The 26,199-nt window shown below is 62.1% G+C and carries 16 protein-coding genes; 3 read left to right on the top strand and 13 right to left on the bottom strand.

The window, feature by feature from the left end; genetic code table 11:
* Positions 1-6 precede the first annotated feature (6 nt).
* The 10 genes from CH262_RS23285 to CH262_RS23245 all read right to left on the bottom strand — a co-directional run bounded on the left by CH262_RS23285 (position 7) and on the right by CH262_RS23245 (position 18,629).
* A complete protein-coding gene (locus tag CH262_RS23285; protein ID WP_032364844.1) occupies positions 7-2,922 on the bottom strand; it encodes a DUF4407 domain-containing protein in 2,916 nt (971 codons plus the stop codon).
* Positions 2,923-3,057: 135 nt separating this feature from the next.
* The gene (locus CH262_RS23280; protein WP_032364845.1) at positions 3,058-4,023 is read right to left on the bottom strand and encodes an FHA domain-containing protein; all 966 of its coding nucleotides are present in this window, start codon (positions 4,021-4,023) and stop codon (positions 3,058-3,060) included.
* A 212-nt stretch (positions 4,024-4,235) separates the two neighbouring features.
* Positions 4,236-4,580 (bottom strand): hypothetical protein, encoded by a 345-nt coding sequence (locus tag CH262_RS27385; RefSeq protein WP_032364846.1) that lies wholly within the window; start codon positions 4,578-4,580, stop codon positions 4,236-4,238.
* A gap of 260 nt (positions 4,581-4,840) precedes the next feature.
* On the bottom strand, positions 4,841-6,034 hold the full coding sequence (locus CH262_RS23275) for a serine hydrolase domain-containing protein (RefSeq protein ID WP_052049303.1): 1,194 nt from the start codon (positions 6,032-6,034) through the stop codon (positions 4,841-4,843).
* Positions 6,031-7,296, bottom strand: coding sequence for a cytochrome P450 (locus CH262_RS23270; protein ID WP_080733000.1), 1,266 nt, complete (start codon positions 7,294-7,296; stop codon positions 6,031-6,033). Before CH262_RS23270 ends, CH262_RS23275 begins: the two co-directional genes overlap by 4 nt.
* Positions 7,296-8,573, bottom strand: a complete 1,278-nt coding sequence (locus CH262_RS23265; RefSeq protein WP_032364847.1) for a cytochrome P450 — start codon at positions 8,571-8,573, stop codon at positions 7,296-7,298. The genes CH262_RS23270 and CH262_RS23265 overlap by 1 nt, the downstream gene beginning before the upstream one ends.
* An 11-nt stretch (positions 8,574-8,584) precedes the next feature.
* A complete protein-coding gene (locus CH262_RS23260) occupies positions 8,585-10,207 on the bottom strand; it encodes a flavin-containing monooxygenase (RefSeq protein ID WP_032364848.1) in 1,623 nt (540 codons plus the stop codon).
* 1 nt (position 10,208) lies between these two features.
* On the bottom strand, positions 10,209-10,946 hold the full coding sequence (locus CH262_RS23255) for a hypothetical protein (protein ID WP_052049304.1): 738 nt from the start codon (positions 10,944-10,946) through the stop codon (positions 10,209-10,211).
* The gene (locus CH262_RS23250; RefSeq protein ID WP_094718534.1) at positions 10,946-17,233 is read right to left on the bottom strand and encodes a type I polyketide synthase; all 6,288 of its coding nucleotides are present in this window, start codon (positions 17,231-17,233) and stop codon (positions 10,946-10,948) included. The genes CH262_RS23255 and CH262_RS23250 overlap by 1 nt, the downstream gene beginning before the upstream one ends.
* Positions 17,226-18,629 carry a cytochrome P450 gene (locus tag CH262_RS23245; RefSeq protein ID WP_230596631.1) on the bottom strand — a complete coding sequence of 468 codons (1,404 nt, stop codon included), beginning with the start codon at positions 18,627-18,629 and terminating at the stop codon, positions 17,226-17,228. The genes CH262_RS23250 and CH262_RS23245 overlap by 8 nt, the downstream gene beginning before the upstream one ends.
* A 187-nt stretch (positions 18,630-18,816) precedes the next feature.
* On the opposite strand from CH262_RS23245, the gene CH262_RS23240 reads away from it, so the two are divergent.
* Both CH262_RS23240 and CH262_RS23235 read left to right on the top strand, forming a co-directional pair.
* Positions 18,817-19,395, top strand: a complete 579-nt coding sequence (locus CH262_RS23240; RefSeq protein WP_230591897.1) for a TetR/AcrR family transcriptional regulator — start codon at positions 18,817-18,819, stop codon at positions 19,393-19,395.
* Positions 19,392-20,792 (top strand): MFS transporter, encoded by a 1,401-nt coding sequence (locus CH262_RS23235; RefSeq protein WP_032364850.1) that lies wholly within the window; start codon positions 19,392-19,394, stop codon positions 20,790-20,792. The genes CH262_RS23240 and CH262_RS23235 overlap by 4 nt, the downstream gene beginning before the upstream one ends.
* Positions 20,793-20,866: 74 nt before the next feature.
* Here the strand turns inward: CH262_RS23235 and CH262_RS27980 are convergent, their stop codons facing one another.
* The 3 genes from CH262_RS27980 to CH262_RS23220 all read right to left on the bottom strand — a co-directional run bounded on the left by CH262_RS27980 (position 20,867) and on the right by CH262_RS23220 (position 25,566).
* On the bottom strand, positions 20,867-21,382 hold the full coding sequence (locus CH262_RS27980; protein ID WP_141215918.1) for a hypothetical protein: 516 nt from the start codon (positions 21,380-21,382) through the stop codon (positions 20,867-20,869).
* Between the two features lie 158 nt (positions 21,383-21,540).
* A complete protein-coding gene (locus CH262_RS23225; RefSeq protein WP_032364852.1) occupies positions 21,541-24,465 on the bottom strand; it encodes an NACHT domain-containing protein in 2,925 nt (974 codons plus the stop codon).
* A 204-nt stretch (positions 24,466-24,669) separates the two neighbouring features.
* Positions 24,670-25,566: a hypothetical protein gene (locus CH262_RS23220; RefSeq protein WP_032364853.1), complete on the bottom strand. Its 897-nt coding sequence runs from the start codon at positions 25,564-25,566 to the stop codon at positions 24,670-24,672.
* Between the two features lie 281 nt (positions 25,567-25,847).
* On the opposite strand from CH262_RS23220, the gene CH262_RS27975 reads away from it, so the two are divergent.
* Positions 25,848-26,199 (top strand): hypothetical protein (locus CH262_RS27975; protein WP_141215917.1); only part of this gene is annotated, 352 nt, incomplete at its 3' end.

Below are 26,199 nucleotides of genomic sequence, written 5' to 3'. Positions count from 1 at the left end.
ACTCCGTTAGCGATTGATGGCGGGTGAGCGCGGCGCGTCCGGATCGTTGTCCGGTGGCAGGTAAGGGGGGTCGTCGGTCGGCACACTGTCGGGGTGCGGTGTTCGCGGCTGGTGCTGCTGTTGAACCAGATGGCCAGCATTGCCGATGACGTCCTGTTGCTGTTGTTGCTTGGGAGGTTTCTTGAAACGCGTGAAGTTACCGACCTGTTGGGCTGCCGGTATCGCGCCGCCTGCGTCTACGTGCAGAGCATCTTGTTTGACGAGTCGTAGCCATCGAATGAGCTGGTCCGCGCTACGTTCAGCTGCTTTCACACGTGCGTCGAAACTGTTGTCCGTCGGCACTACGTGGCGTCTTTCGGGTGCAGGGTCGAGGCATCGACGCAGCAAGTTGTCGAGACCTTCGGGTACAAACGGTGCGAACTTCGAAACCGGGGTGAGAGGCCCACTGCGCAGTCTGCGATATGAGTCCAAGGCCCTTTCGGCACGAGGGTTGCCGTTTTGGAAGTCGTTGAGGGTGATTCCTTGCTGTTCGGCCTCGTACAGATACGGCGGCTTCCCGGTGATCATCTCGTACAGAGTTGCGGCCCAGGCGTAGATGTCGGCGGCAACGAGGTGGGTCGGCCACAGCTGCCCTGCTGAGCCTTGCTCTGGTGGCGAGTAGAAGAGGCTTTGCAACCGCAGCCGTGAGCTGGTGTGTGCGGCCTCATCGAGACTGCGAGAAAGTGCCCAGTCGATGATCTTCGGGGTGCCGTCGTTGTCGATGCAGATGTTGGGGGGCTTCATATCCAGGTACGCGCGAGCCCCCTTCTCTCTTTTCGTCCACGACCAGGCCAGTGCGCTGAGTAGTCGTTCGGCGATCTGCAGTACCAGGGCAAGGTCGAAGCCCCCGGGCTCGTTGCCGTTGATTCGGGCGTCTTGAAATGTATTCAGGGTGTGGGGATATCGTCGGGTGACGATCACCATCTGGTCTTGGTAGATGTCCGAAAAGTAGACGTCTGCGACGGCGTCGTTTATCGACACGCCCAGTGCGGGAACAGCATCGAGTTCGGCGAGGCCTTGGGCCCGATCACGCTTTCGGAGCTTCCAGGAGCGGTCGGGGAGGTAGACCTTGATCACGTATTCGATTCCGTTGTCGGGACTGTCCTCGTCGACGGCGAGTAGAAGAGAACCGCCGTTGACGTGTCGCCAGAACTTTGTGATTCGCCAGTGCCTGTCGAGCGGGTTGTCGACTGTGTCGTCGGGAAACACATTGCCGATCTCGAGTCCGTACTCATCGCGCGGCGAAGCAGCAGGAGGTCTGTGGTTGCTTGCGCGCGGTGCCGGTGCCGGCGCCGGTGGGGGTTGCGGTTGCGGTGTCTGTGGGGGTTGCGGTGTCGGAGTTGGGGTCTCGCCGCTGAGGTCGTCGGGTTGTTGTTCACCTTGCTGTGCGTTGCGCGGGTGTTGTTGTGTGTATGGCTGGGTGGGGGTTGCGCGCGGACGGTGGCGGCGCTCTTTCAGGTGTGCAAACGCGGTCTTGAGATAGTGGTCGGCCAGATCCTTTGCGGCGGCGGAGTCGTCCGACAGTTTGTGCAGCGCTTCACGGGTCTGTGCGACGGCGTGCTTCGCGGCAGCGTCGGCCAGGGTGTGCTCGTGTTCTCGGGTCAGCGAGTCCATCCGGTTGCGGTGCTCGCGTTCGTCGAGGTCACCGGCATGGGCCACAGTGTTCGCCCGGTTGCGGTGCTTGCGGTCGTCCAAGTCGTATTGGGCGTCCGCTTCGCCCTTCGCGCCTTCGATTACTTGGACAGTGGTGCGGGCGCGCAGACGAGCTGCGTCCCGTCGCGCATTTTCCAGGTAGGGAGTGTGAGGGCCGAATAGTTTGAGCAGCAGTGGGGTGAGGTCGACGACAAGTAGCGTGACGATGATGACGATGTAGAACCATCTGTATCCGAGGTCGTCGCCGATGAGTCGGACAAGGGCTCTGTGGCGAGTCACAGCATTGGTGTCGGCGGCGTTGACCGCTTCGTATTTGGCGGCCTTCTCGTCGATTCGAGTCTGGCGGGTGCTCTCCAGCGTACGAACGAGGTCCTGCGCCTCTAGGGCCTTCTGCTGGCTGGTAATTGCAGTCGTGTCGGCTTGGTTGTACACGTATCTTCTGTTGCTTTCCGCGCAGATCTCCCGCGGGTCGCTCGGAAGTAGACAGTTCGCGCTGGGGGGACTGTCGCCGGCGTCAAGCGTGCCTCCAGTCCCCCGACGTTCATCCTGCCAATCAGCCTGGGCAGTCTCCCGGGTGCTATTGGCTATATCTCGAGCGTTTTCGGCGGCTGTGCGCGCATCTTTCGCATCGGCGATTGCTGTGTCGTACTCTGCGCCTATGGATGCTTTGTAGTCGGTGAGGTTGTCGGACTGGATGCTCGGCAGCTCCCGTTCGATTGCGGTGTTGAACATGCCGAGAGCGACCGATTCGGAGATGACGTAACCGACGACGACCGCCATCCCGATGCGTGCGAGGTAGAACCATGCCGAACGCCATGCTCGCCGAAGCCAGTTTTGGGGTCCGACCAATAGGTCGCCGTAGTCGATCGAGGTCATGATCCATCGGTCGACGCAGAATACGAACAGTGCCCACACGGCGGCAAGGACCCAGATGAACCAGTAGTTGAAGCGGTGCCCGACGTTGACTGCCCAGGCACTGGCCAGAACGCCGCCGAAGGCGATGGTAGGCACCAGAATCAGGATCCCGGCTTGGGCGGCAAGTTTGGAGGCGTCGGAATTGTTGTCGATCCACGGGCGGTGGAAGCCGCCGATCCGCAGCAACATTCTGGTGAGCCAACCGCAGTTGTTGTCGACGTCGAACTTCGGCTTCTGACGACCATCGGGCCCAGGGGGGTCCATGCCGTCGTCTTCCTTGGCCGAATTGTCGGGTGGAGGCGCGCCGCCGCTCATCGGATCATCGGGGTCGGCGGAGTCGACGCGTGAGCGGGGACGTCACTGCTCAAGGCGGTTCTCCTCCGAGTGTATTGGGCTAAGAAGTGTCGCACAGGGTCGGCGGTTCGGCGTGGCGAGAACAGCAGGTTCCGGTCAGCGGGCAGCATGGGCACCCGTTCGGTAGAACGTGGCGGTGTTCGTGCCTGATGTGGTGCCGAACGCGATGCGGTCGCCGTCGGCGAGTTCGGTCCATCTGCCGGGGGTTACACGCACTCCGTTGATCCAGGTACCGGTCTTGCTGTTGTCGGCACACCACCACACGCCATCGTTGGAACGCAGGGTGAGGTGATGTCGCGAGATGCTGGTGTCGGCGCTGATGGTGATGTCGCAGTAGGTGCCCCGCCCGACGGTTATCTCGGTACCGACGACGCGGTGCGCTCGACTATCGGGACCGACCAAGGTCGGTCCACGCCCGGGTGAGTCCGGGATGAGAGTTGTTGCCACCTGACTGTCGCTGGGGTGGAGGTCGGTTTGGTCGCCGTAGGCGCGTGTGGGTTCCACTGGGTGGTCGGACATCGGATGCGTGGAGCCACGCAGGGCGTAGTGGCGAGCGCGGACCTTCGGGTTGGAGACGATCTCGACCAGGGGCAGCATTCCGCTCGGAGTGTCCGCGGAGTAGCGGCGCGTGACATCGACGGCTTCGGCGGTGAGATGGGTGATGACGTCGTTGATATCGAAGTGATCGCTGAGGTCGGTGAAGTCGGCGGGATTCAGACCGACGGTAATGCAGTCGGGTAGATACCAGCGCCCGTCGGAGTGACGGAAGACGAGGGTGCAAATGTGTTCGCGGGCGTTGTCGCACAATGCAACTGGATTGCTGCGACCTGGTCGTCGCCATTCCCCGCGCACGAGATGCACAGCGGCGATAGCGACGACGGCGGTCATCACGAACAACACGGTTCCGCCGGTGAAACCGCACACAATCACGAAGATCAGCCACGCTATGCCGAACACGGTGGTTACCGCTCGAGAGTGGGGTGTCCATGCGCGGATCCATTGCAGGACTGCGACGGACGTGGCGCGCAGCTCATCGGAGGCTACGCGGATCAGATCGGTCATCTCCGGGTACTCCATTCGCTGTGACAGGTGGGGACTCTCCTAGGGGAGAACTTAAGGCGCACAGAGGTGGATGAACAGAGTCCGGAAGGTTGGTCAAGTCCAACCCTGAATGGGGTTGACAAGGAGCGAAAGTCGTGGACTAGAACCTCGACAGAGCCCGGGGTCAAGTGAAGTCTGGAATTCGTCACATCTCAAGTGGGTACCCCCAGGTTTCACGATGCGTCAGCCAGTGGGTCAGGGGCCGGACGTAGCGCGCTCAGCGCGCCCGTCAGAGGGCAGCGGCCGGTGACGACAACGAGCCCTCGAAAGGTCAACGCAGGGTGAGCTATGACGTCGTCGGGTGAAAGATCGGGCATCAGGTTCAGTGCCCGGGCAAGTACCATCGCCGACCATGGGTTGGGGCTGTGGTCGGCTCGGCAGTCGTCGCTGGTCCACACCGTGGCGGCGGCGACGTCGGTACGCACGATCCGGCTGCGGGCAGCGGTAGCGCGGAGTGCGTGGAGTACTTCCTCTGGTGTCTGATGACCGTCGGTTGTGGCTATGTCGAAAACGGTCACATCACGGTCTAGTCCAGGACGAACGAGGAAACCAGTAACAATATTCATTCCTGCATCGCACCGAATGAGTAACTGTTATAGCTAGTTGGTGTTGACCCACTTGACAGCCTGCGCGATATACGTTGGCGGACGTGCGTCCGTCCGGGCCGTTCGATTAGTTCAGCACGTACCGTCTGAAATGTAGCAAGTGGACGGTTGTGACCGGATCGTACCGCCCCTGTTGCCGAAACCGGACAGAGAACGGTTTCGGCAACAGCTGATCAGTTCGTATGCCGACGTACGGTCCGGGTACGAACTGCTCCTTCGACGTTATTGAATGCTCGTATTACCTGTGGATCGGCGAATGGTATGAGCTGGGTGAACAACACTCCTGCTGACGATCTATCGTTGTCGGTGTCGGCCCAGTAGTAGGTGTTCGCGCCCCCGGCCCATGCCATGGTTCCGACTGGGCGGCCTGCGGGTGTGACTTGCTCGTTTCGCATGCCGAGCAACGACCACGATGTGTTGATTCCTGGGATCAGGTCGATGTCGTGCGACGTTGCGTAATCAGCGGATTCGATGGTCCCGAAAGATGCTGAGTGGCTTCGTTGTGCGTCGACGAGGGTATCCGGCTGTAGGTACTGCACACCGTTCCAGGCTCCGCCGGCACTGAGCATGCGAAGGAACGTCAGGTAGTCCTGGGGTGTTCCGTACAGCCCGCCGCCGCCTGAGTGGAATTCTGGATCGGTGGGCAGCTCGAATGGTGTGGGTACCAGGCCGTGAGGTGTTTTCGTGTGTACATCCGCCAAGCGAGTGCGATCGGTGATTCCGAACGTTGTGTCGCGCATACCCAATGGGGAGAAGATCGTCTCGTGGAGGTGGGTTGCCAGGTCGTGTCCGGTCAGGCGGGTGATGGCAAGTCCCACCCATTCCAGGCCGGTGCCGTACATGGCGTTGGTGCCTGGGTGGTAGACGAGCGGGGCGTCGACGATCGAGGCGAGTTTGAGTTCGAGGCTCGATGGCACCTTCTTGTCGTGAAGATAGCGCGCGAGATCGGCGTGTAGGAACGAGTAGCCGGTTCCGGCTGTGTGCGAGAGCAGCATTCGTAGTGTGATGGGTCCTCGTGCGCGGACGAGCCGGGGCTGATCCTCGTCGTATCCCTCGAGGACGTACGCCGCGGCGAGTTCGGGCAACAGATCGGTAGTGGGAGTGTCGAGTTCGATGAGACCGCGCTCGACGAGTTGCAGTGCGGCGACGGCGACGATCGGTTTGGTCATCGATGCCAGCCAAGCGATGGTGTCGTCGGTCCATGGGTTTGTGCCATCACGTGTTCCCGCTCCGCCGGAGTACGTGATGCCATCGCGGTCGGCTGTCATGACGTAGAGGCCGGTGACCACTCGGTCGTGCACCGCTGTGGTCAGGATCGTGGAGATGGTGTTGCGCAGGGCTGATTGCCCTGATGGTTCTGGTGTCATGACCAGGTCATGGGGAGTTCGTCCACCCCATAGATGCCGATGGCGTGTTCTCGGAACTTGATGTCTTGCAGGGGTACAGCACGGTGGAGGGTTGGGATGCGCCGGAGCAGGGTGGGGATGGCGATTTGGAGTTCGAGTCGTGCGAGGGGCATGCCCAGGCATTGGTGCGGGCCGTATCCGAAGGTCAGATGTCGGTGCACTGGCCGGCGTAGGTCGAGGCGATCCGGGTCGGTGATCGCTGATGCGTCGCGGTTGGCGAGGTCGCCGGCGATGATGAGGCCGTCGCCGGCGGGGATGGTGATCCCGTTGATGTCGATGTCTTCTGTTGCGACTCGGCGTCGTCCGCCTTGGGGGACGGCGGTGTAGCGGAGGAGTTCTTCGATGGCTCCGGCGATTTCGTCGTGTGTGCGCATCGACAGGAGGGTGTCGCGCTGTTCGGGGTTTTCTGTCAGGGCCAGCGCACTGAGGGAAATGGTGTTGGAAGTGGTGTCGAATCCTCCGAGGAGCATCAGCATCCCGGTCATGGCTGCGTCGTGTTGGGAGATGTCACCGGTGGCGACGTGTTCGTGGGCGAGTTCGGAGAGCATGTCATCGCCGGGGTCTGTGCGTTTGACGGTCAGTAGCTGGTAGATGTAGTCGATCAGGCCTTGGCGGGCGGTTTCGGCGTCCTCTGCGGTGGCGTGGGGATCGATCAGGGATTTGGCGCTCGTTGTGAAGAACTGGTGGTCCGCGTAGGGCACGCCCAGCAGATGGCAGATCACGGTGCACGGCGCGGGTAGCGCGAAAGCTTCGAGGAGGTCGACAGGTCGCGGCCCGGCAAGCATTCGGTCGATGAGGTCGTTGACGAGATCTTCGATCGGAGTGCGCATCGCCTCGATGCGTTTGGCGGAGAACGGTTTGGCCACGAAGTGGCGTTGACGGGTGTGCTCGGGGGCGTCCATGGTCAGAAATCCCAAGCGGTGCATGAATTTACTGGGGGTGGAGTGGGGATAGTTGGGGTGCTCGGGTACGGCGCTGAGGCGTGGGTCGCGCAGCAGTGTCCGTGCTTCGTCGTACCCGCTGATCAGCCAGGGGGTGCTGCCGTCCCAGATCTGCGCGCGTGTGATCGGTGAGTCATTCTGTACTGCACGCAGTTCCGGTGACGGGTCGAAGGGGCACTTGGGGTTTCGGGGGGCGGGGTAGGTGGGCAGGGTGTCTGTGCGCTTCGCGTCGTGCGGTGCGTTGTCGGTCGCGTCCCCTTCTGGGCGGTGCGGGGCGCGCATCACTGGTCTCCGAAGCTGTCGAACAGTTCGTTCGCGGTGTCGAATCGCGGGCCTTTTCGCGGCCCTGGGGCAAACTGTGCGGGCATTGTCACGAAACCGTTGATCTGACCGACCGTGGGGTATCGAACGGCGGCATTGTCGACAAGGCGGTAGCCGGGGAGTCGGTCGAGAACTTGGCCGACGACGACCTCGAAGTCGATTTGCGCGATGTGGCGGCCGATGCATCGGTGCAGTCCGAGTCCGAACGCTGCATGTTTGCGTGTGTCACGGTCGAAGTCGATGGTGAGGGGGTCGGGGAAGACCTTTTCGTCGAGGTTGGCTGCTGCCCAGGAGATCAGGACTCGTTCGCCGGGTTCGACGGTGGCTCCGTCGATCTGTGCCTCTTCGGTGGCTGTTCGTCCGACACAGACAACAGGGGTGAAATAGCGCAGGAGCTCTCCGCATGCTTTCGGTAGGTCGTCCGGGTGATCGATCAGTCGTGCTCGATCATCGGTGTTGCGGTCCAGGTACTCGAACGTCGACGAGAGCAGGGCGGTGGTGGTGTCCATACCGCCGGCGATCATGGCGTTGCAGACGGCGATGATGTCTGCGTCGCTGATGTTCTCACCGCCGATCTCCATCTGGGTCAGGAAGCTGATGAGGTCGTTGCGGGGATGGGCACGGCGGAGGGGAATGGTCTTGATTACTTCGCCGATGAGCATCGCGAAGCCGGTTTCGACCGTCTTGTATTCCGGGGTGTCGGATGGGGTGTAGGCCAGGGCATGCACGGCCTCGGCGTAGATGCGCCAGTTGTCCATCGACAGGCCCACGATGTCGAGGGTGAGCAGAGCCGGCACGGCATTGGCGAGATCCATCACGAGGTCGATCTCGCCTGATTCGATGGCTTGGTCGATGCACCACGTCGTGTAGGCCTCGATCCGTGGGCGGAGCCGTTTTGCAGAGGTGGGAGAAAAGTAGGTGTTCAGTGCTTTTCGCCAGTCCAGATACTCGGGTGGGTCCATTTCCAGTGGTAGGGCACGAAACGTCGACGCGGGGATGATCGTTCCTTGCGGTCGCCCTGGCGTGTTGGGTAGCTCGTGGGCCGAGGAGAACACTTCCGGTCGACGTGCGACTGAGGCGACCTGCTCGTAGCCGCTGACCACGTAGAAGCCACCGTAGTGGGAGCTGTGGGCTACCGGGCACTTTTGGGTCATGGCGGTGTTGACTGCCCACGGGTCTGCTGAGTATTCGGGTGAGTGGTGGTCGAAGTCGATGTTTGGGACGGTGCTGTTCGGCATGACGGGGGCTCCTAGGGGCGTGTGGCGGCCGAGACCGGTTGTGGGAGAAGTTGAAAGCCGGGGTAACCGTCTGCGGTTACTTGCTCGCAGCGGGCGGCGTAATCGGGGAACCCGATGAGGGGCATGAAGACCCTTTTCTTGCCGGGGATGTTCGCCCCGAGGTACCACGAGCCACACGAGGAGAGGAGAGTTCCGGCGGCGACGTCGGTGACGTGTCGACCCCAGTCGTGTTCGGCCTGTGGTGTGGCTTCGATGCTGTGGATGTGATGGTCGGTGAGGTGTTGCAGACAGGTTCTGATCCAGGTTGCGTGTTGATGAATTGCCACCAGCACGTTGGCCAGGACGGACGGGCTACCGGGGCCGGTCATGGTGAACAGGTTGGGAAAGCCGGAGGTGGCCAGGCCCAGGTAGCTGCGGGGGCCCTCCGACCACGCCTGGCGCAGCGTTCGACCGCCGCGGCCGCGGATGTCTATGCGTGTGAGAGCGCCGGTGATGGCGTCGTAGCCGGTGGCGAACACGAGGATGTCCAAGTCGTGCGAACTGTGTGTCGTCCGTAAGGCGGTCGGTGTGATCTCGGTGATCGGGTGGGATGCAATGTCGACGAGGTCGACATTGGGACGGTTGAACGTTTCGTAGTAGCCGTCGCCGAGGCAGATTCGTTTGCATCCCATGACGTGGCGAGGGGTGAGGGTTGCAGAGACTGCAGGATCGGCCACGGTCGAGCGGATCTTGGTGCGGACGAAGTCGGCGACGACCTCGTTTGCCGCAGGGTCGACGAGGAGATCTCCGAAGGAGCGTAGGAGCAGCGGCCCACCCCTGTTCCACAGGTGCTCGAACTGTGCTTCACGCTCTGTCTTCGAGAAATGGAACACCGAGTTCGGGTTGGTAGGAAACCGGGACAATCCGGCTGTGGGAACTGTGTTGTTGCGTGCACGAAATCCCGCGTAGTCGGCCTTGATTGCGGCTTGGAGCTGAGGGTCGAGCGGTTCGTCGCCTGCGGGCAAGGTGTAAGCAGGGGTGCGTTGAAAGACGGTGAGCTGACGAGCGTCTCGGGCGATCAGGGGGATGGCTTGTACCCCAGACGAACCGGTCCCGATCACACCGACTCGTTTGCCTCCGAGTGCCACGTGATGGTGGGGCCACCGTCCGGTGTGCAGGATGTCGCCTGCGAATGAGTCCAGGCCGGGGATCTCGGGCACGTTGGGTTCGGACAGGCAACCTGTCGCGGTGATGACGTACCGGGCGATGATTTCGTGTCCGGTATCGGTCCGGACGGTCCAGGAGGCGGTGGCGTCGGAGTAGACCATTTGTTGTACGCGCGTGTGGAACTCGATGTCGCGTTCGAGGTCGAAGCGATCCATCACGTGCTCGATGTAGCGCATGATTTCAGCTTGGTCGGCGTATCGCCGTGTCCATTCCCAATCTTGTTGCAGCTCATCGGAGAATTGATACGAGTACTCCAGGCTCTCCACATCGCAGCGCGCACCGGGATATCGGTTCCAATACCAGGTGCCGCCGGCATCACCTCCTGCCTCGTACACGCGGACGGTCAGGCCGATCGTGCGTACTTCGTGCAACATCTGCAGTCCTGCGAGCCCCGCACCCACGATCAGAACATCGACATGCTCGTCCATGTCATCGCTCCGTGCTCGTGTTCACGGTCTGCTGATATGGCATCTCCGATGACGGCGCGCGTTCGCTGCGAACTGCCGCGACGCTCGCCGCAGCAATCCAGACAATGACAGCGAACACACTGGCATAGGTGATGAAACCTCCCGCCTTGATGGGGCTCTCGGGTGCCAGGAGCGGAACGCAGCCCAAAATCTGCACCACGACGACGATCGCCGAGAGTGGTTTGAGAAATCCGGGCCATCCTGCGGCGGCGGTGGTGCACAGGGCTGCGGACACGACGATGACAGCGGCCGGGACGGCACTGAACATGAAGCCCAGTACGTAGGCATCGGAAAATGCGTGCAGTAGTGCGTGGGAGTCCGGGTCGGCGGCCCAGCCCGAGAAGATTTGGAACAGACCGAGATAGACCGTGGCGAACCCCACCCACGCCGTGCCGGCCGCCATCATCAGCATCGGCAGCGGACTGTGCGGTACTTCCCGCCGAAACCGCACGTACAGATAGCACAGGAACCACAGGGCGGCCATCAACGCGATGCCTGCGACGAACTGGTAGATGTATCCGCTGGTGGTGTGGGTGGCGTAGAAAGTCACCACCTCGTCCTCCGGTGAGCCGAAAGGCGGGATCGGTGCCAACACGAAGATCGTCGACGCCAACACCAGCAGGCTGATGATCCCACTTGCGGCGTGCACGATGTGGGGGCGGGTGCGATCGGTGTCGCGTTGGGATTGTGGAGTGTCCATTACTGCACCGCCTCGAGGTTGAGTTGTGCTGCGATGTGCAGGGCGAGCGCCGCGGGGCTGGAGTCTTGGCGCATCTGTTTGGGTGTGACCCGAATGTCGAATTCCCGGTTGATCCGGGTGCTGAGTTCGAGCGCCATCAGAGAGTCGAGGCCGTGGTCGCCCAGAGATCGGTCCGGGTCGAGTGCAGCAGCGTCGACGCGCAGAATCTCCGCGGCGTGTGCGGTGAGGATGCTCTCCAAAAATCGTTGCTGCGCTGGGGGTTCGAGATTCTGCAGTTCTGCCAACGAGGTAGATGCGGTCAGGTCGATCCCGCGTTCTGCGCCTCGATCGGCAGGGATGGCCGCGAAGAACGACGAGGTGCGAAGTTTGTCTGCGAGCATCGACTGCCACCCGGGGTCGAGGATCGGGAGGTAACCCGCGCGCGGCCGGTCGTAGCGTAGGAGCGCATCGCACGCGTGGAGGCCCTCGTCGGGGTCGATCATGGCGTTCCCGCGGTCGGCGAACATCGTGCCGCGCCCGTACTCGGCCCACGCTCCCCAGTTGACACTCAGAGCTGGCAAGCCGTGGTCCCGCCGCCACATCGTGAGGCCGTCGAGCAGTGCGTTCGCCGAGGCATAGCATGCCTGACCCGCGAAACCCACGAGTGCCGAGGCCGAGGAGAATCCGAACCACCAGTCGAGTTCACTGTGCGCACACGCCTCGTGCATCTTCAACGCGCCGTGCACCTTCGGTGCCCACACGCGCTCCATCAACGCATCGTCGACCGTGGTGATCGCGGCGTCGTCGACAACTGCTGCTGCATGAATGACCCCTCGCAGCGGCAGTCCGGTGGCGGTGGCAGCACGGACCAGGTCCGTGGCCGTGTCCCCGATCGCGATGTCTCCGCGAACGATCTCGATATCGGTTCCACCCGAACGCAACTCGTCGATGAGTGCCATCGCCTCGACCGAGGGCGCGGATCGGCCGTTCAAGACGACCCGTCCGGCACCGTGTTCGGCGAACCACCGCGCAAGGATGAGGCCGAGACCGCCCAAACCGCCGGTGACCACGTAGGAGCCGTCGGCGCGGATCACCGGTACGTCGTCGGGGCGGATCGCTGCGTGCCCCTCACCGTCCTGTGGAACGGTCAGAACGAGCTTGCCGATGTGATCTCCCGCAGCCAGGGTGCGGAACGCGGTGCTGGCATCGCTGAGCGGATAGGTGGTGTGCGGGGTCGGGGTGAGAGCGCCCGAGGCGAGCAGTTCGTGTACTTCGCGGAGGACATCGCCGAGTTCGTCGTAGGGCAGAACGCCCAAGTCGACACTGTGCAGAGAGATGTTGCGACGGAACGGGAACAGCCCGATCTTGGAGTCGGCGTAGATGTCCTTCTTGCCGAGCTCGACGAATCGGCCGCCGATGCGCAGCAGGTCCAAACCAGCTCGTTGCGCGGCGCCGGTGAGCGAGTTGAGTACAACGTCGACGCCCTCGCCGCCGGTGACGTCTCGGATCTGCTCGGCGAACGCGGTCGATCGAGAATTGAAGACACGTTCGATGCCCATGTCGCGCAGGTACTGCCGCTTGGCGGCGGTACCTGCGGTGGCATAGATGGTTGCGCCGAGGTGTCGAGCAACCGCGATCGCTGCGAGCCCCACTCCGCCGGTCGCCGAGTGGATCAATACCCGCTCACCGGGACGAATCCTGCTCAGCCGATGAAGCCCGTACCACGCAGTGGCGAACACGCTGGGCCGCGCAGCTGCAGCAGCGAACGTGACGTCGTCGGGAAGTCGGTTGACTTTGCATGCGGGGACCACTGCGAAAGACTCGAAGACGCCTGGATGCATTGCGGCCACGCGATCGCCGGGTCGGAATGTGGTGACCGATGATCCGGTGGAGACAACTGTTCCGGCGCAGTCGAATCCGAAGGGCATCGGTGCGCCGTCGACGGTCTTGTACAGACCCATCGCGTTGAGGACGTCGGCGTAGTTCACGCCGAGTGCCTCGACTGCGATCTCGATCTCGTCGGCCGCGGGCGGACGGGCGGTGGTTGCGACCAGTTCGAGGCTGCCGAGGTCGCCGGCGTGTTGGGGAGCGAGCGCGTAGCGATCACGCCCGAAACGAATGGGGCGGTGTCGGCGCTCGTTATCGCGCAGCGGGGCCACTTTCAGCCGCGCCAGGAAGAGTTCGCCGTCGCGTAATGCGATCTCGTCTGCGTCGTCGTCGGCGAGGAGGATCTGGGCCACCAGTGTGGGCTCGGCAGGGGATGACACATCGAGGTGACGGATACCGAGCTCGGGGTGTTCGTGACCGATCACTCGGCACAGGCCGCGTACCGCAGTCTGCTCGAGGTTGCGGCCGTCGCCGGAGCCGACCCTCTGAGCATCATGGGTCACCACCCACAATCGCGGCCGGTGTGTGTCGGTACGTTCGACGAGGACGCGAACGAGCTCGATGAGCTGTCGGATGCGGTCTTGGGCGCGCTGCGCAGTGTCGTGGTCTGCGGTGTTGGTCGGTGGGGCGCAGAGCACCACCACCTGATGCGGAGGATGCGCCGCTAGGTCGGCGTCGAGTGCGTCGGAGTCGGTGTGAAAGGCGCGAATATCGATGTCGTTGCCCAGCGCGGCTGCGAGGTCGACGGTCAGTGGGTCAGTGGTGCTTGCTTCGGTGAGGACGAGCCATCGCCCGGCCTGTGTTTGGGGCGCGGGGAGGTCGGCGCGTTCCCACTCGACGGTGAGGAGTCGTTCGGCCAGTCGCCGGTCTGCGGTGGCCAGCCGCACGCCGGTGGCTTCGGCGACGACGGTGCCGTCCTCGTCGAGCAGTGTTATGCCGCCGATCGCGAGCTGTTCGTCGAGATGGTGCAGTTGAGCAAGGCAGTAGCGAGCGTGGTGGGGGTTGCGGTGTACCCGCAGCGAACCAACTCCGGTGGGGAAGGCGTCGCGGATGAGGGCCGGGTGAGACGCCAAGGTCTGAAGGCAGCCATCCATCAGAACGGGGTGTAGGGAGTACGCGTCGACTTGGCTTCGCGCGGTGGCGGGAAGCGACACTTCAGCGAAGACGGTCTGCGCTGTACCGGTGTCGTCGGACAGGTGCAGCGCGGTCATCGCTGCGAACGCGGCTCCGTGGTGTACGCCAGCCCCGTGGAACTTGGCGTAGGCGTCTTTGGTGTCCAGAGGCGTCGGATGGGAGGCCAACAACTCGGCAACGTCGAGACGCTCGGGTTCGACGGGTGGCCTGATTCGGAGTGTGCCGCTGGCAAGGAGGGTCGATGCATCGCCGTCGTGGCGGGTCAGTGACTCGAACCGAACCGATTCGTGTCCCTCGGGCCGGGTGCGAGAGGACACCACAGTGTTCTCGTGGAGGTGAAGCATCTCGTGGATGACGAGATCGGTTATCTCGACGCTGCCCAGGTCGGCTGCGAAGACCGACTGTGCGGCGACAAGCCCCATCTCGCAGTAGCTCGCACCGGGCAGTGCTGGCTGATCATGGACCTGATGATCGTCGAGGTACTGCAGATCGCGGCCACTCATGGTGGCCTGCCATCGGTGCTCGTCATCGGCGTCTATCGGTGTCATGTGGACGCCGAGCAGCGGATGAGCGTCGACGCTGGCTCCGGGCTTTTTCACGTGCAGGGCCAGGACGCCGAGATCTTCTCCTGCCCAGGTGGGAAGTGGAACGTCGACCAGCTGACCAGAGGGGTATACGCGCTCCCAGTCGACGGTGACGCCGCTGCAGTGCAGGTCCGACAACTGGGGGAGCAGGCCCAGTGACTGGTCTCCGTCGCGGCGCAGCGTTCCGATAGCGGTGGCATCTCGACCGATCGATGTCGCGGTCTCGGTGATGGCGTAGGTCAGGAGTGGATGTGGTGAGAGCTCGACGAAAATTCGGTGCCCGTCCAGCACCGCGGCAGTCACGGCATCTGCGAAACGCACCGGCCGCCTGAGGTTGTCGACCCAGTACCCGGCATCGAAGGCCGCGGGTTTTCTCGGATCTTCGAGCACAGTGCTGTAGACCGGAATCTTCGCGGCGTCGGGGGCGAGGCATTCGAGCTGTAGCGCGACATCGTCGAGAATCGAGTCCACGTGCGGTGAGTGGGATGCATAGTCGACGGCAATGGTTCGCGCATGAAGATCGCGCGCGTCCCACTCGGTGACCAATTGCTTGACCCGGGCGGGGTCTCCCGCAACCACGGTGGAAGTGGGGGACACGATGACCGCGACGGTGACGTCGTCGATTCCGGCGGCCTCGAGCTCAGCGGCGACCTGCAGGTGGGGTAGCTCGATTGTGGCCATCGCGCCGCCGCCGGCGATCCGGGTGACCAATTGGGAACGCCGGCAGATCACCTTGACGCCGTCGTCGAGGGTGAGCGCGCCGGCGACAACGGAAGCCGCGGCTTCGCCGAGCGAGTGGCCGATGACCGCGGCTGGCTCCACGCCACGTGAGCGCCACGCCGCCGCGAGAGCAACTTGCACGGCGAAGATGGTCGGCTGGATCTTCTCGATCCCGGTCACGGTCTCGTCGGCCACGAGTTCACCACGTACCGAAAACCCTGCTTCGCGCGCGATGAGCGGCTCGAGTTCATCGATCATGGCTGCGAACGCCGGTTCGGTGGAGAGCAGTTCGCGCCCCATTCCCGCCCATTGAGACCCTTGCCCGGAGAACACCCACACCGGTGCGCCGCCGTGGCTGCCGATGGCAGCACTGACCACACCCGTCGCGGGTTGCAAGGCTGCAATGCTGCGCAGTTGGTCGGTCAGTTCCTCATGTGAGGCCGCAAGTGCGACAAGACGTTCGGTGCGATGTTCGCGGTGGCGTGCGAGCGTGGTGCCGATGTCGGTGAGCGAAGCGTGAGCGCCGGGGCCCGTCAACCACTGCGCCACGCGGCCGGCTGTCTGTGCCAGGGCCTGGGGTGTGCTGGCCGAGAGCAAGATCGGCTGGGCTGTCGTACTGTCTGCGGGTTCGTCTGCGCTGGGTGCCGTCGCTGCAGCTTCTCCGACAACGACGTGAACGTTGGTTCCGCTGAACCCGTATGACGAGACTGCGGCCAGCCGAGGTGATCCCGGGTTGTCCCATTCTGTCAGCTCGGTCGGAACGTACAAGCGGGTGTCTTCGGAGGATATGTCGGGATTCCATGACGTGAAGTGCAGATTTCCTGGAATCTGCTTGTTGCGCAACGACATCACGGTCTTGATCAGCCCTGCGAGAGCCGATACCGACTCGGTGTGCCCGATATTGGTCTTCACCGACCCGAGAGCGCATGGTGTGTCGCCGTTTCCGTAGACGGCAGACAAGGCTTGGAATTCGACCGGATCGCCCGTGGGGGTTCCCGGGCCGTGCGCTTCGACGAACTCGACATCTGACGGGTCTACGCCCGCCACACGGAGTGCACTGCGCTGCACGGCTTCTTGAGCTGAGGCGGATGGGACGACGATGTTGTCGGATCGGCCATCGGAGTTCGCCGCCGACCCACGTATGACCGCCAGGACACGGTCACCGTCGCGCTCGGCGTCGTCGAGGCGTTTGAGGGCGATCACCGCGCACCCTTCGCTGCGTACGAATCCGTCTGCCGCAGCGTCGAATGCCGCGCATCGTCCGTTGGGTGAGAGCATCGACCACTGCGAAAACAGCACGCCGACCTCGGGACCGAGCTGCAGCATGGCCGCGCCGGCCAGGACGAGATCGGTTTCTCCAGAACGCAGGCTCTGGCATCCCAGGTGCACCGACAGCAGCCCCGATGAGCATGCGGTGTCCACCGCAACCGAGGGGCCGTGAAGCCCGAGGAGGTAGGACACGCGACCTGCTCCCACAGAATGGGCATTGCCGGTCATGACGTACGGGTTGTCGACCAACGAATCGTCGAAGGTGCGCAATAGATAGTCGTGGTGGGCGAGACCGAAAAAGACACCGGTCTGCGAGTCTTTGAGTGAGCCCGGAGCGATGCCTGCGTGTTCGAGTGCTTCCCAGGACATTTGGGTCAGTAGACGGTGCTGCGGGTCCATCGCTTCGGCTTCGTATTCGGTGATGCCGAAGGCCGTGGTATCGAAGCCACCGATGTTGTCGAGAAAGCCGCCCCATCGAGAGACGGTGCGACCGAGGACGCCGGGCTGCGCGTCGTAGACGTCGTCGGCGGCCCAGCGTTCGGGCGGGACCTCGCTCACGGCATCGCCGCCACTGGCCAGAAGATTCCACAGTGCGTCGGGGGAATCGACACCGCCGGGGAACCGGCAGCCGATTCCGACAATGGCGATGGGGTCTACGGTGGCTGCGTGTCGGTCGGGGCTGTTGGTAGCGTGCTGCACGGTGAGATCAGACATGGTTGAGCTCGCTTCTGTCCGAGGTGACGGGGGTGACGATCATGGGGAGGCTGTTCGGGCGTGGCATCGCCGCCGCGACGCGGCGCACGGTGTGGCGGGGAGCCGGAATCAGTCGCCACCGTCCGAGGATCGTTGCCAGTGCAATGACCGCTTTGGCCTGGGCGTAGGACTCGCCTATGCACCGGCGATTGCCCTCGCCGAACGGGAGGAAGGCGGTGCGGTCGGGTAGCTGGTCGCGGTCGACGAGCCACCGCTCCGGACGAAAGGAATCCGGGTCGGTGAAGGCGGAACCGTCGCGGTGCAGGTCGATCTGGCTGAACATGATGTCCGCGCCTGCGGGGAGCTCGACCCCGTCGATGACGACATCGGTCTCGGCGCGGCGGAAGAGCATCAGCAGTGAATATCGACGAAGCACTTCGTTCACCACGGCGCGGGTGTAGGTGAGGTCGTCGATGTCGGTGAACTCGGCCGGCCGGCCGTCGAGCACTGTGCGCAACTCGGTACGGAGTGTGCGTTCGACGTCCGGGTGTTGGGCAATCTCATGGAATGCCCACGTCAGCGTCGCTGCGGTTGTTTCCGTGCCCGCCATCATGATCGACACCAGTTCGTCTCGGATGAGGTCTTCGCTCATCGCCTCGCCGGTGTCGGGATCTCGGGCAGCGCGAAGGTGGGAGAGCAGATCTGCGCCGTCTCCGCTCTGGTCGGTGCGCACGACGTGATCGACTGCTCCGCGCAGGCGGTCGGCTGCGCCCATGAATCGCCTGTCGAATCCCGACGCCTTGCACAACCAGGACGGCAGGACTGTGCGGGCGACCATGCCGTAGGTGAAGATCGGTAACGATCGAATAATCTCTTGCACAACGTCTTTGGGTAGGCTTCCGGTGAACATCGATCGCGCGATGGTGGTCAGCGTGAGCTCTACCATTGCTTTTTGCACGATGACTCGCTGTCCGGGAACCCAGGATTCGGCGAGGGCATGGGATTCGGCGGTCATGATCTTGGCGTACGAGGCAATCATCTGCTTGTGGAACAGGGGCTGGATCAAGCGACGCTGCCGCCGGTGTAGCGCGCGGTCAGAGGCCAGTAAACCGTTGCCGCTCAATGGATGTACGGCTTCCCACACCATTCCTTTGCCGAACGAGCGGGCGTCTTTCACGAGGACGTGGTGGGCCAGCCGTGCGGTGGTGAAGAAGTAGATCGGACGCTTGCCGATGAAAATCTGAACCATGTCGCTTTGCGCGCGCAGGTCGGCGAAGAAGTCGAAGGGGTTGCGCATCAGCGGAAATATGTGGCCGAGCATGGGCCACTTACCGGGTGCGACCGGTACCGCTCGGGTGGGCGGGCCGTCGTGCGTTTGCTCAGTTCCGGTGTACGGGCATTGCGATCCAGGCTGCATCGATGAGTCGCTACTGCTCAAGGTGTGTCTCCGACCAAATCAGGCCTGAAGCCGAGTACCAGCTCCAGGGCGTGGATGTCGAGCGATTCGGGAAGCGAGGCTGTGTGATCAATGGCACTGTACAAGTTACTCCGGCTAAGTGTAAGTAGTTAGTCATTACTAATTTGTAAAAGTTAGGATCGGTGGCATGGACCAACAGCGGAAAATGAGCGGCGCGGACCGGAGACAGCAGGTTCTGCAGATGGCCGCAGACGAATTCGCAAACGGTGGACTACACGGAGCATCGACAGAGTCGATCGCCCGGCGGGCCGGAATCACCCAGGCCTACATCTTCCGAATATTCGGCACCAAGAAAGCACTGTTCCTCGAGGTCATGACCGCGTCGTTCGAACGGCTCACCGAGGGCATGCGCGAAGCCGCCGGCGACGCGACCGGGCAGGACGCACTGGCCCTGATGGGTGCCCGATACAACGACATGCTGACCGATCGCAGCGCGCTGCTGCTCCAGCTACAGGGGTTCGCCGCGTGCGGCGACCCCGAAGTCCGCGACGCGGTCCGGAACAGTTTCGGGCGCATGTGGAAGACCGTCGCCGACATCACCGGGCTCGACGCCGTCACCATCAAGGCCTTCCTGGCCTTCGGGATGCTCCTGAACAATGCCGCTGCCCTGCAGGTATCCGAATTGGAGGAGCCATGGTCCGAAGGCGTGCGAACACGCATTCAGTCCGGTCTGTTCGATCACATCACCAGCGAGACCAACCGATGAGCGCCGACGCGGTCACTCACGAGTCCCAACCGCCGAAGCTGCTGGTTCCATCGTTGGTGTTCATAGCGCTCGTGGTCGCCGCGGTAGGAAGCCTCGGGGCACCACTGATCACCAGTGTCGCCACCACACTGCACGTATCACTTGCCAGCGCCCAGTGGACTCTGACCATCACGTTGCTGGCCGGAGCCATCGCGACCCCTGTCCTCGGACGACTCGGTGCAGGCCCCCACAGACGAGCAACCATCCTCGCGACCCTCGCCGTCGTGGTGACCGGCAGTGTCCTCACCGTGATCCCACTGCCGTTCGCATGGCTGCTCGTCGGACGCACCGCACAGGGAGTCGGTCTCGGCCTGACCGCCCTCATGATGGGCGTCGCCCGCGATCACCTCCCCAAAGAAAAATCGGCCTCCACCATCGCCTTGGTCTCCGTCGCGTCGACCATCGGCATCGGCATCGGTTATCCACTGGCCGGCCTTCTCGTCGAGGTCGGCGGCCTTCGAGCTGCATACGGACTCGGGGTGGTCGTGACCGTGATCGCGTTCCTGGCTGCCTATCGCAGCATCCCGGCCTCACCCGCTGGCCGGTCGGCTCACGTGGACCTGCCCGGCGCAGCACTGCTGGCCGCAGCGCTGTTTCTGGTGCTGTTTCTCGCCAGCGAGACCAGCCTGTGGGAAAGTCACCTCACCGGTGCCCTGGTACTCGCAGTGATGGCAATCGTGCTCCTCGCCGGATGGACACTGATCGAACGTCGCACCAGAGAACCCCTGGTCGACATTCGATTGCTACGGCACCCGGCAGTCGCGGGAGCGAACGTCGCAATGTTCATCGGCGGCATCGGCATGTACCTCTTGCTCACCCTGATCACTCGCTACGCACAAACCCCCAGCAGCACTGGATACGGATTCGGCCTGACCACTTTCGTCGCCGGACTCGTCCTCGTGCCATTTTCCGCGCTCGGATTCGTCGCGGGCAAAGTGACACCGCGGGCACGTGAACGCATCGGTGCCCCTTTGGTTCTCGCGGCCAGCGCGGTGATTGTTCTCATATCGTTCGTGATCTTTGCGACGGCACGCACGAACATCGTCGAGCTATTGGTTGCAATGGCCATCCTGGGCTTCGGCGTGGGTAGCTTCTCCTCGGCGATGCCCGGCGTCATCCTCGCTGTCACCCCTAAAGACGAGACATCGAGTGCAATGAGCGTCAACCAAGTCGTTCGCAGCGTCGGATTCTCCCTCGGCAGCGCTACCGGCGGACTCATGCTCGCGGCCGGCACGACCGGTGAGTTCCCCAACGACGGCGCGTATACCGTCGCGGCGTGGATCGGAGCCACGGTCATGGCCGTCACTGCTATCACATGCATTGTCCTGCATCGGAGGTCGCCGCAACGCGCATCGTGAACACGGACACCCACCCGGCCCGCCCAGAGAAGGAAACTGGGCGAGCCGGGTGGCTGCGCGTACGGGTTTCAAGACTAAGTCGAGAGGTTGCGACTGGTGCGCAGGAAACCTGTCATGTACTCGATCAACGTCCAACCCCCGGACTCGTCATATGAGTTGCTGCTGGACAGATGTCCGAGCGGATACGACTCGACCGCAATCGGTGCGATCTCAGCGGGTCGAATCGACCCCACGCCGAATAGGGCCATCCGCCTGCGTCGAACGTCCTGACGAACCCGGTAGAGGGTGCCGTCGACACCGACTGCGTGCGGATCGCGCATCTGCATGAACGACCAACCGATGACCGATGACTCGAAGATCTGGCGACCGTTCCAGCACGTCCGATTCAAGAAATCAGCATCGATATAGGGGCCTAGGGCCGGCACCGGGCGAGGCGAAACCCCGTACTCCTGTGCCAATCTCACGAACTCAGTGACAGCCAGCCAGCCCTCGGCTTCTTCTCGAGACTCCCGCTCGCGAACCATCTTCAAGCGGGCCCGCTCGGCGTCATCGAGACCATGGATATTGTCCTCTATGCCCACGCGCTTCACCGATCCTTATGCATGAGCTCGACGGCGTTCTCCTGCAGTGAGTCCGCTATCGACCTCAGTTTTGGAGTTGGCCTGATCCAGTGACTGGATGAGTGTCATGATCGAGAGAGTACCTCGTGGATACGAGTCGAAGTGTATGTCGCACGTGCTGTCGATGTTCATATCTGTGTGGCTGCTGGGAAATCGGCCCCGAACTCGTCGATAACGGCAGGACCGACAGGTCTGCGAGCGACAAGGGGACGCAGCAATTGTTGAATGGTGGCCGTGATCGGCCAGTGCTCGACTGGTAGCGAGTCGAGCAGTAGGGTCACGGCGGTTTCTGTGTCTGGGTCGTCCATGACGGCGGATAGCCCGTTGAGGATTATGGGCGTAGTTCGGTCGATCAAAATGGTCAGTGTTCCGAACTCGTGGTCCACGAACGTTTCTACAGTGGAAAAAGAGACGAGGAATGTGTCGAATTTTTGGTACTGAGCGTCGTTGAGCCCGAATCGATCTTGGGTCTCCAGCTCCGCGGTCAAGATATCATAGATCGCTATTCCGTTTAGGGGTGGTCCATCAGCTCGGTGCGCCGCGCGTTTATCCGAGACGGGGGTGGCCCACTTAGTGACCGCTTGCATCGTTTGGGGTGGTAATTCGTTGTTTCTAAGGATGAAGTCAGCTTTGTGAAAAGTCTGTTTGCTATTCCGAAGTGCTCTGAGGAGAAAGTAGGCATTGATCTGTCGGATGCCCCGTCCGCGAAGTGCGGCAGTCAGTTCGGTGAACACAGGAGTCAGGTCATCGCTGTTGCACGCGTGTGACAGTGCTATTGCAAGACCATTGAAGTCCTGTCCGGGGTAGCTGTCGAGGCAACTTATCGCTGCGCTTATGTAGGCCCTTCGGGAACTGGGTGCTCTGGAAGCGAAGCCGTCATCGAGGACGTTGCAGGCCAGCATAGGGGCTGTTGGGACCGTCTCGTGGAGGCCGCCACTTCGGCGATCGCAGGCGGTGACTAGCTGCACCAGATCATTTTGTAGATGTTCGCGTTCTTTGAAGATTCGGCCGGCGGCCAAAAGCCATGTGTTTCGCCAATGGGGGTGGTGGGCGGTGAGTTGAAGCAGGGCGAGGACTTTCGTGTCTTGTCCCATCGTCAGCGCGTTTGCTCCCATCAGTTCTTGCATACTGCGAACTTCGAATCCTACTCGGTCGTCAGTAGGGACGAGTAGAACCAGTCGGTGCGTGGCAGCCCTGACCAGTCTGCTCGCTATAGAGCTCACGTCTCGGGGACCGAACTCCTGGGTGATGAGTCGGGTCCGCACTATCTCGTCGAGTCTCGACGCAGGCATTGTTGCTTCCGAGCGGCTGCTGCTTTCGGCGGCCACGTGCAGTTCGAGCGCGACTTGGCAGTGCAAATGGAAGACATCGGGTCGATGTTCGTTGAGCAGTGCGGACAGGCCATGGACCCCAGGCTTGTCAATTTCCCGTTGATAGACGGTTCGGTAATACAGCTCGAAGAGGCTGTAGCGGTCGAGCGGTAGGGTCCCGAAGCTTTCGACAATGAACGACATGATCGTCACTTGCAGTGGGGTTTCCATCAGCCGTGCTGTGTTCGGGTCTTTGGCCGCGGTTCGTAGCCTGCGTAGGACGGTGTCGCGTCTTTCGGCGTCGTCAGCCAGCCTCAACCGAACGAGGTCGGTTCCGAATCGTTGCGATTGCGTGGAATTGAGGCGACTCAACGTGAGCTCGGTGAACAAGTCGCTATCGAAGCGTTCGTCGTAGCCCAAAGGCCGAGTTGTGGAGACCAGCAGTAGGTCTGCGTCGAGCTGGTCCGCAGCTTCCATGAAATCGGTGATCCGTTCGATCAGGAGTCGACGCATGGAAGCTGCGCTCACCTCGTCGAGACCGTCGAGTACGACGATCCACGGCCATATGCGTAACCACCCTTCAAGATCGCCGGGACTGAGAGTGCGACCGGCGCGGTTGCCGATGACTTTTGAGAGGTATCCGAGGACACTCAAATCCGGGACCGACGACAGTTCGTCTGCGTACAGTGCGAGGTCGATGCGGATGGGCCAACGGAGGTTTCGTGGCTTTGTGATTCCTGAGCGTTCCATCGCGCTCTGCGTGGCCGAGGTGATTGTGGCAACTTCGGGTGTCATGTCACCGCGGGACAGAAGGCCGCTGCGGTAGATCTGTGCGATCAGTGCGCTGAGTGTTGTTTTGCCCTGTCCGGGTCCGCCGATGATGACCCAGTGCGGTCGTCGTACGCGGTCTTGGAGGCCGCTGCGGAGGACTTGATCGGCGTGCTCGATGATGTGCGCAATTGTCTGCACATCGTGGGGGTGTCCGTCCGGACTCTCGTAGCGTCCTGGCAGGTCGCGTCCCGCTTCTTCTAGCTTTGCTCGTTGGCCTGCTGTTGCTCCAGATTCCGAGAATCGAACCCAGTGCTCGTTTCGGAGGCATTGTGCCGCATGAAGTCTCATAGCGGGTCCGAGATCGGAAGAACTGCTTCCTGGTGCAGTGTTGGCACCGATACAGGCGAGAACATCCCCGATCGTTAGAAGGGCAGGGAATGCATAGCGGACACTCGGGTGCCCGTCGATTAGCGCGGTGATCTGCGCATGGTGCCAGATGCGGATGGCGCGAATCCCGAGGCCGTGAATGGGGTCCTTGTCATCGTGGAGCCTGCCGAGCAGGTAGTTGTTCAGTTGATCGATGCCACCGGAGACTCCATTGCTCGACAATCTGACATTTGAGGCGAACACCATGTAGTCAGGTGGACGCATACGCGACCCTTTGTCCATGGCTTCGACCCACCGGAGCAATTCGGCGTCAATTTGCTTCTTGAACCAGACGAGGTTCGATGCCGGGTCACCCTGGTCGTAGTGGAACTTTGCTTGGAATACGGTGTACCCGGTCCAGTGTTCGTGCACGTGATCGTCTGTGCCGGCGGACCAGTCAATCGTGCCGGCGTAGGTCGCTTCGCGGCCTCCGTCGGGGCCGTCGCCGAAGGCTTCTATCCCGGCCCCGATTGCTCGGACGCACAGCGCAACGACGAGCTGCTCGAAGGGCCGGCTTCCCAGCTGATTGATGTCGTAGTCCGGCACAGGATCAATCATGCCCTCTATGGCTTGTCCGGCCCTGTGTATTTGAGTGGAGGCGCACCCAAGGCAGAATCTGGTGCAGCCCGACGAAAACGGGCGTGCGAAGCGATCGGGCGGCCCCCGGCCTGTCCTTTACCGACCGACAGAATGTCGATCCCTGGCGGTTCAACAGCTGGCCGGGCGGGTGCAGACCGCGCGAGTTGGCCATTAAGGGAGCCATTCTGGAGCTCCGAAGCGATGAATGAATTCCAGGTCCAGCTGCTGCAGATGGGGTGCTTGTTGGAGGCCGATGACGCGGGTGGCTGCAAGCCAACAGCTGTCCGGGTCCGATCGCTTGAGAATCAGATCTTGATGCCACTGGCCATTGCGTGCGGTGAAAAAGATCCTCCAGTACGCCGAGTCCGGGAGGCTGATATTCACGTTGTAGTACTCGGCCGGCGCGACGAGGTTCCCCCAGTCGAGGCGGTGTAGATCGGTGCCGGGACTGACATTCATGTCGACGATTCTCAGCGATAGGTCGTAGAGGGGATACTGACCGTCCTTGAGAACTGCGGCGTGTTGAGCGGTGCCTGCCTTCATGTCATAGGTAGAAAGCATGAAACGGGCGGTGGTGTCGCCGCCGGTCTGGTTGCCGTTAACTCGATCGTCTGAGTTCTCGTCTTCGAGATAGAACTGGCGGCGTACAGGGCCCATGCGGGGCATGTCAAGGATCGCTACGCACCGTTCGAGGTGGTAGAGCTCGACATCGCAAGACGCAAGGTTGGAAAGTTTGGTTCGCTCTCCGACCGTCAGAGCTTGGTTGGTTACAAAGACAATGCCGTTGGCACCGTTGGTGGCCACGCCGGCAACGTCTCCCAGAAATTTCTTCTTGACTGCGCTGAAAGTTTTTCTGGTGTTCGGAAAATAGGCCGCCATGACCCATTTCTTGCCGTCGCGGTGGGCTATTGCGTCGTGGGCATTGTCGGGACCGCCCATCGGCTGAGAGGGGTCGAGGTTTTTGAAGTCGTCTGCGAGAAGGATCTGGGCAGCGAGGCGCTCCGACAGTTGTCCGTGCGTCCAGTCGCGGAGTCGGTGCAGCGTTTCATCGGGCCTTTTCGGTGCCATGTCAGTCGATCTCCTGTAGGGAAAGTTGAGCAGTCCTATTCTGTCAGGCTCGGTAAAATCGCCTGCGCACTCGGTCCCCGGCACCGAGTGCGTCGGGGACAATTGCGGCTGCTGCCGGGTTGCGTCCTGCTGATAGTTGTGATCCCAAACGCTCTGTTTATCAACATGTTTCGATGACTCTTACGTCTTCCAGTGCAAGTGTTTCGATGGTAGATTCAGAGGCGTTCTGTTGATCGGCGGACTGACCATCCGTCACCCGAATTGAGAGGCTGAAATCTGCCATGACATCGATCGTCGATTCAGTGTTACCAGTTGCGTCCGTGCTCGAGGTGGCCTTCGACAATGGGTCTCTAGGGGGTGCCGACTGGTCGAACCGGGCCGTCGTGCTCGAGGCCTTGCCAAAGCCCCTGGTTGCGGGATACCCCGCAGAGGGGACCTATGTGCAGATAAGTGATGGACGCGGCGGTATCGCCGCGTCAGGATGGTTCTCGGTCGATGAGCGCAATGCCACCGAGACCCATGCAAGCGTTGCTGTCGTGTGGCGTGAGCCGTTGATGGCCGTGGAGCACACCTACAAGAGCTGGACGGGGTTGGTGCGTCCACGTGACATCTCACCGGTCACTGTGTCACCTG

This window comes from Rhodococcus sp. 05-2255-1e, assembly GCF_002259025.1.
In the GTDB taxonomy this organism is placed as follows: Bacteria; Actinomycetota; Actinomycetes; order Mycobacteriales; family Mycobacteriaceae; genus Rhodococcoides; species Rhodococcoides fascians.
The sequence above is the reverse complement of the archived record's forward strand: the minus strand, read 5'-3'. Positions and strand labels throughout refer to the sequence as shown.

Coding starts and splice junctions, on each gene's coding strand:
- CH262_RS23285 (WP_032364844.1), bottom strand. CDS start 2,922: ATGAGCGGCGGCGCGCCTCCACCCGACAATTCGGCCAAGGAAGACGAC.
- CH262_RS23280 (WP_032364845.1), bottom strand. CDS start 4,023: ATGACCGATCTGATCCGCGTAGCCTCCGATGAGCTGCGCGCCACGTCC.
- CH262_RS23275 (WP_052049303.1), bottom strand. CDS start 6,034: ATGACACCAGAACCATCAGGGCAATCAGCCCTGCGCAACACCATCTCC.
- CH262_RS23270 (WP_080733000.1), bottom strand. CDS start 7,296: ATGCGCGCCCCGCACCGCCCAGAAGGGGACGCGACCGACAACGCACCG.
- CH262_RS23265 (WP_032364847.1), bottom strand. CDS start 8,573: ATGCCGAACAGCACCGTCCCAAACATCGACTTCGACCACCACTCACCC.
- CH262_RS23260 (WP_032364848.1), bottom strand. CDS start 10,207: ATGGACGAGCATGTCGATGTTCTGATCGTGGGTGCGGGGCTCGCAGGA.
- CH262_RS23255 (WP_052049304.1), bottom strand. CDS start 10,946: ATGGACACTCCACAATCCCAACGCGACACCGATCGCACCCGCCCCCAC.
- CH262_RS23250 (WP_094718534.1), bottom strand. CDS start 17,233: ATGTCTGATCTCACCGTGCAGCACGCTACCAACAGCCCCGACCGACAC.
- CH262_RS23245 (WP_230596631.1), bottom strand. CDS start 18,629: ATGCAGCCTGGATCGCAATGCCCGTACACCGGAACTGAGCAAACGCAC.
- CH262_RS23240 (WP_230591897.1), top strand. CDS start 18,817: ATGGACCAACAGCGGAAAATGAGCGGCGCGGACCGGAGACAGCAGGTT.
- CH262_RS23235 (WP_032364850.1), top strand. CDS start 19,392: ATGAGCGCCGACGCGGTCACTCACGAGTCCCAACCGCCGAAGCTGCTG.
- CH262_RS23220 (WP_032364853.1), bottom strand. CDS start 25,566: ATGGCACCGAAAAGGCCCGATGAAACGCTGCACCGACTCCGCGACTGG.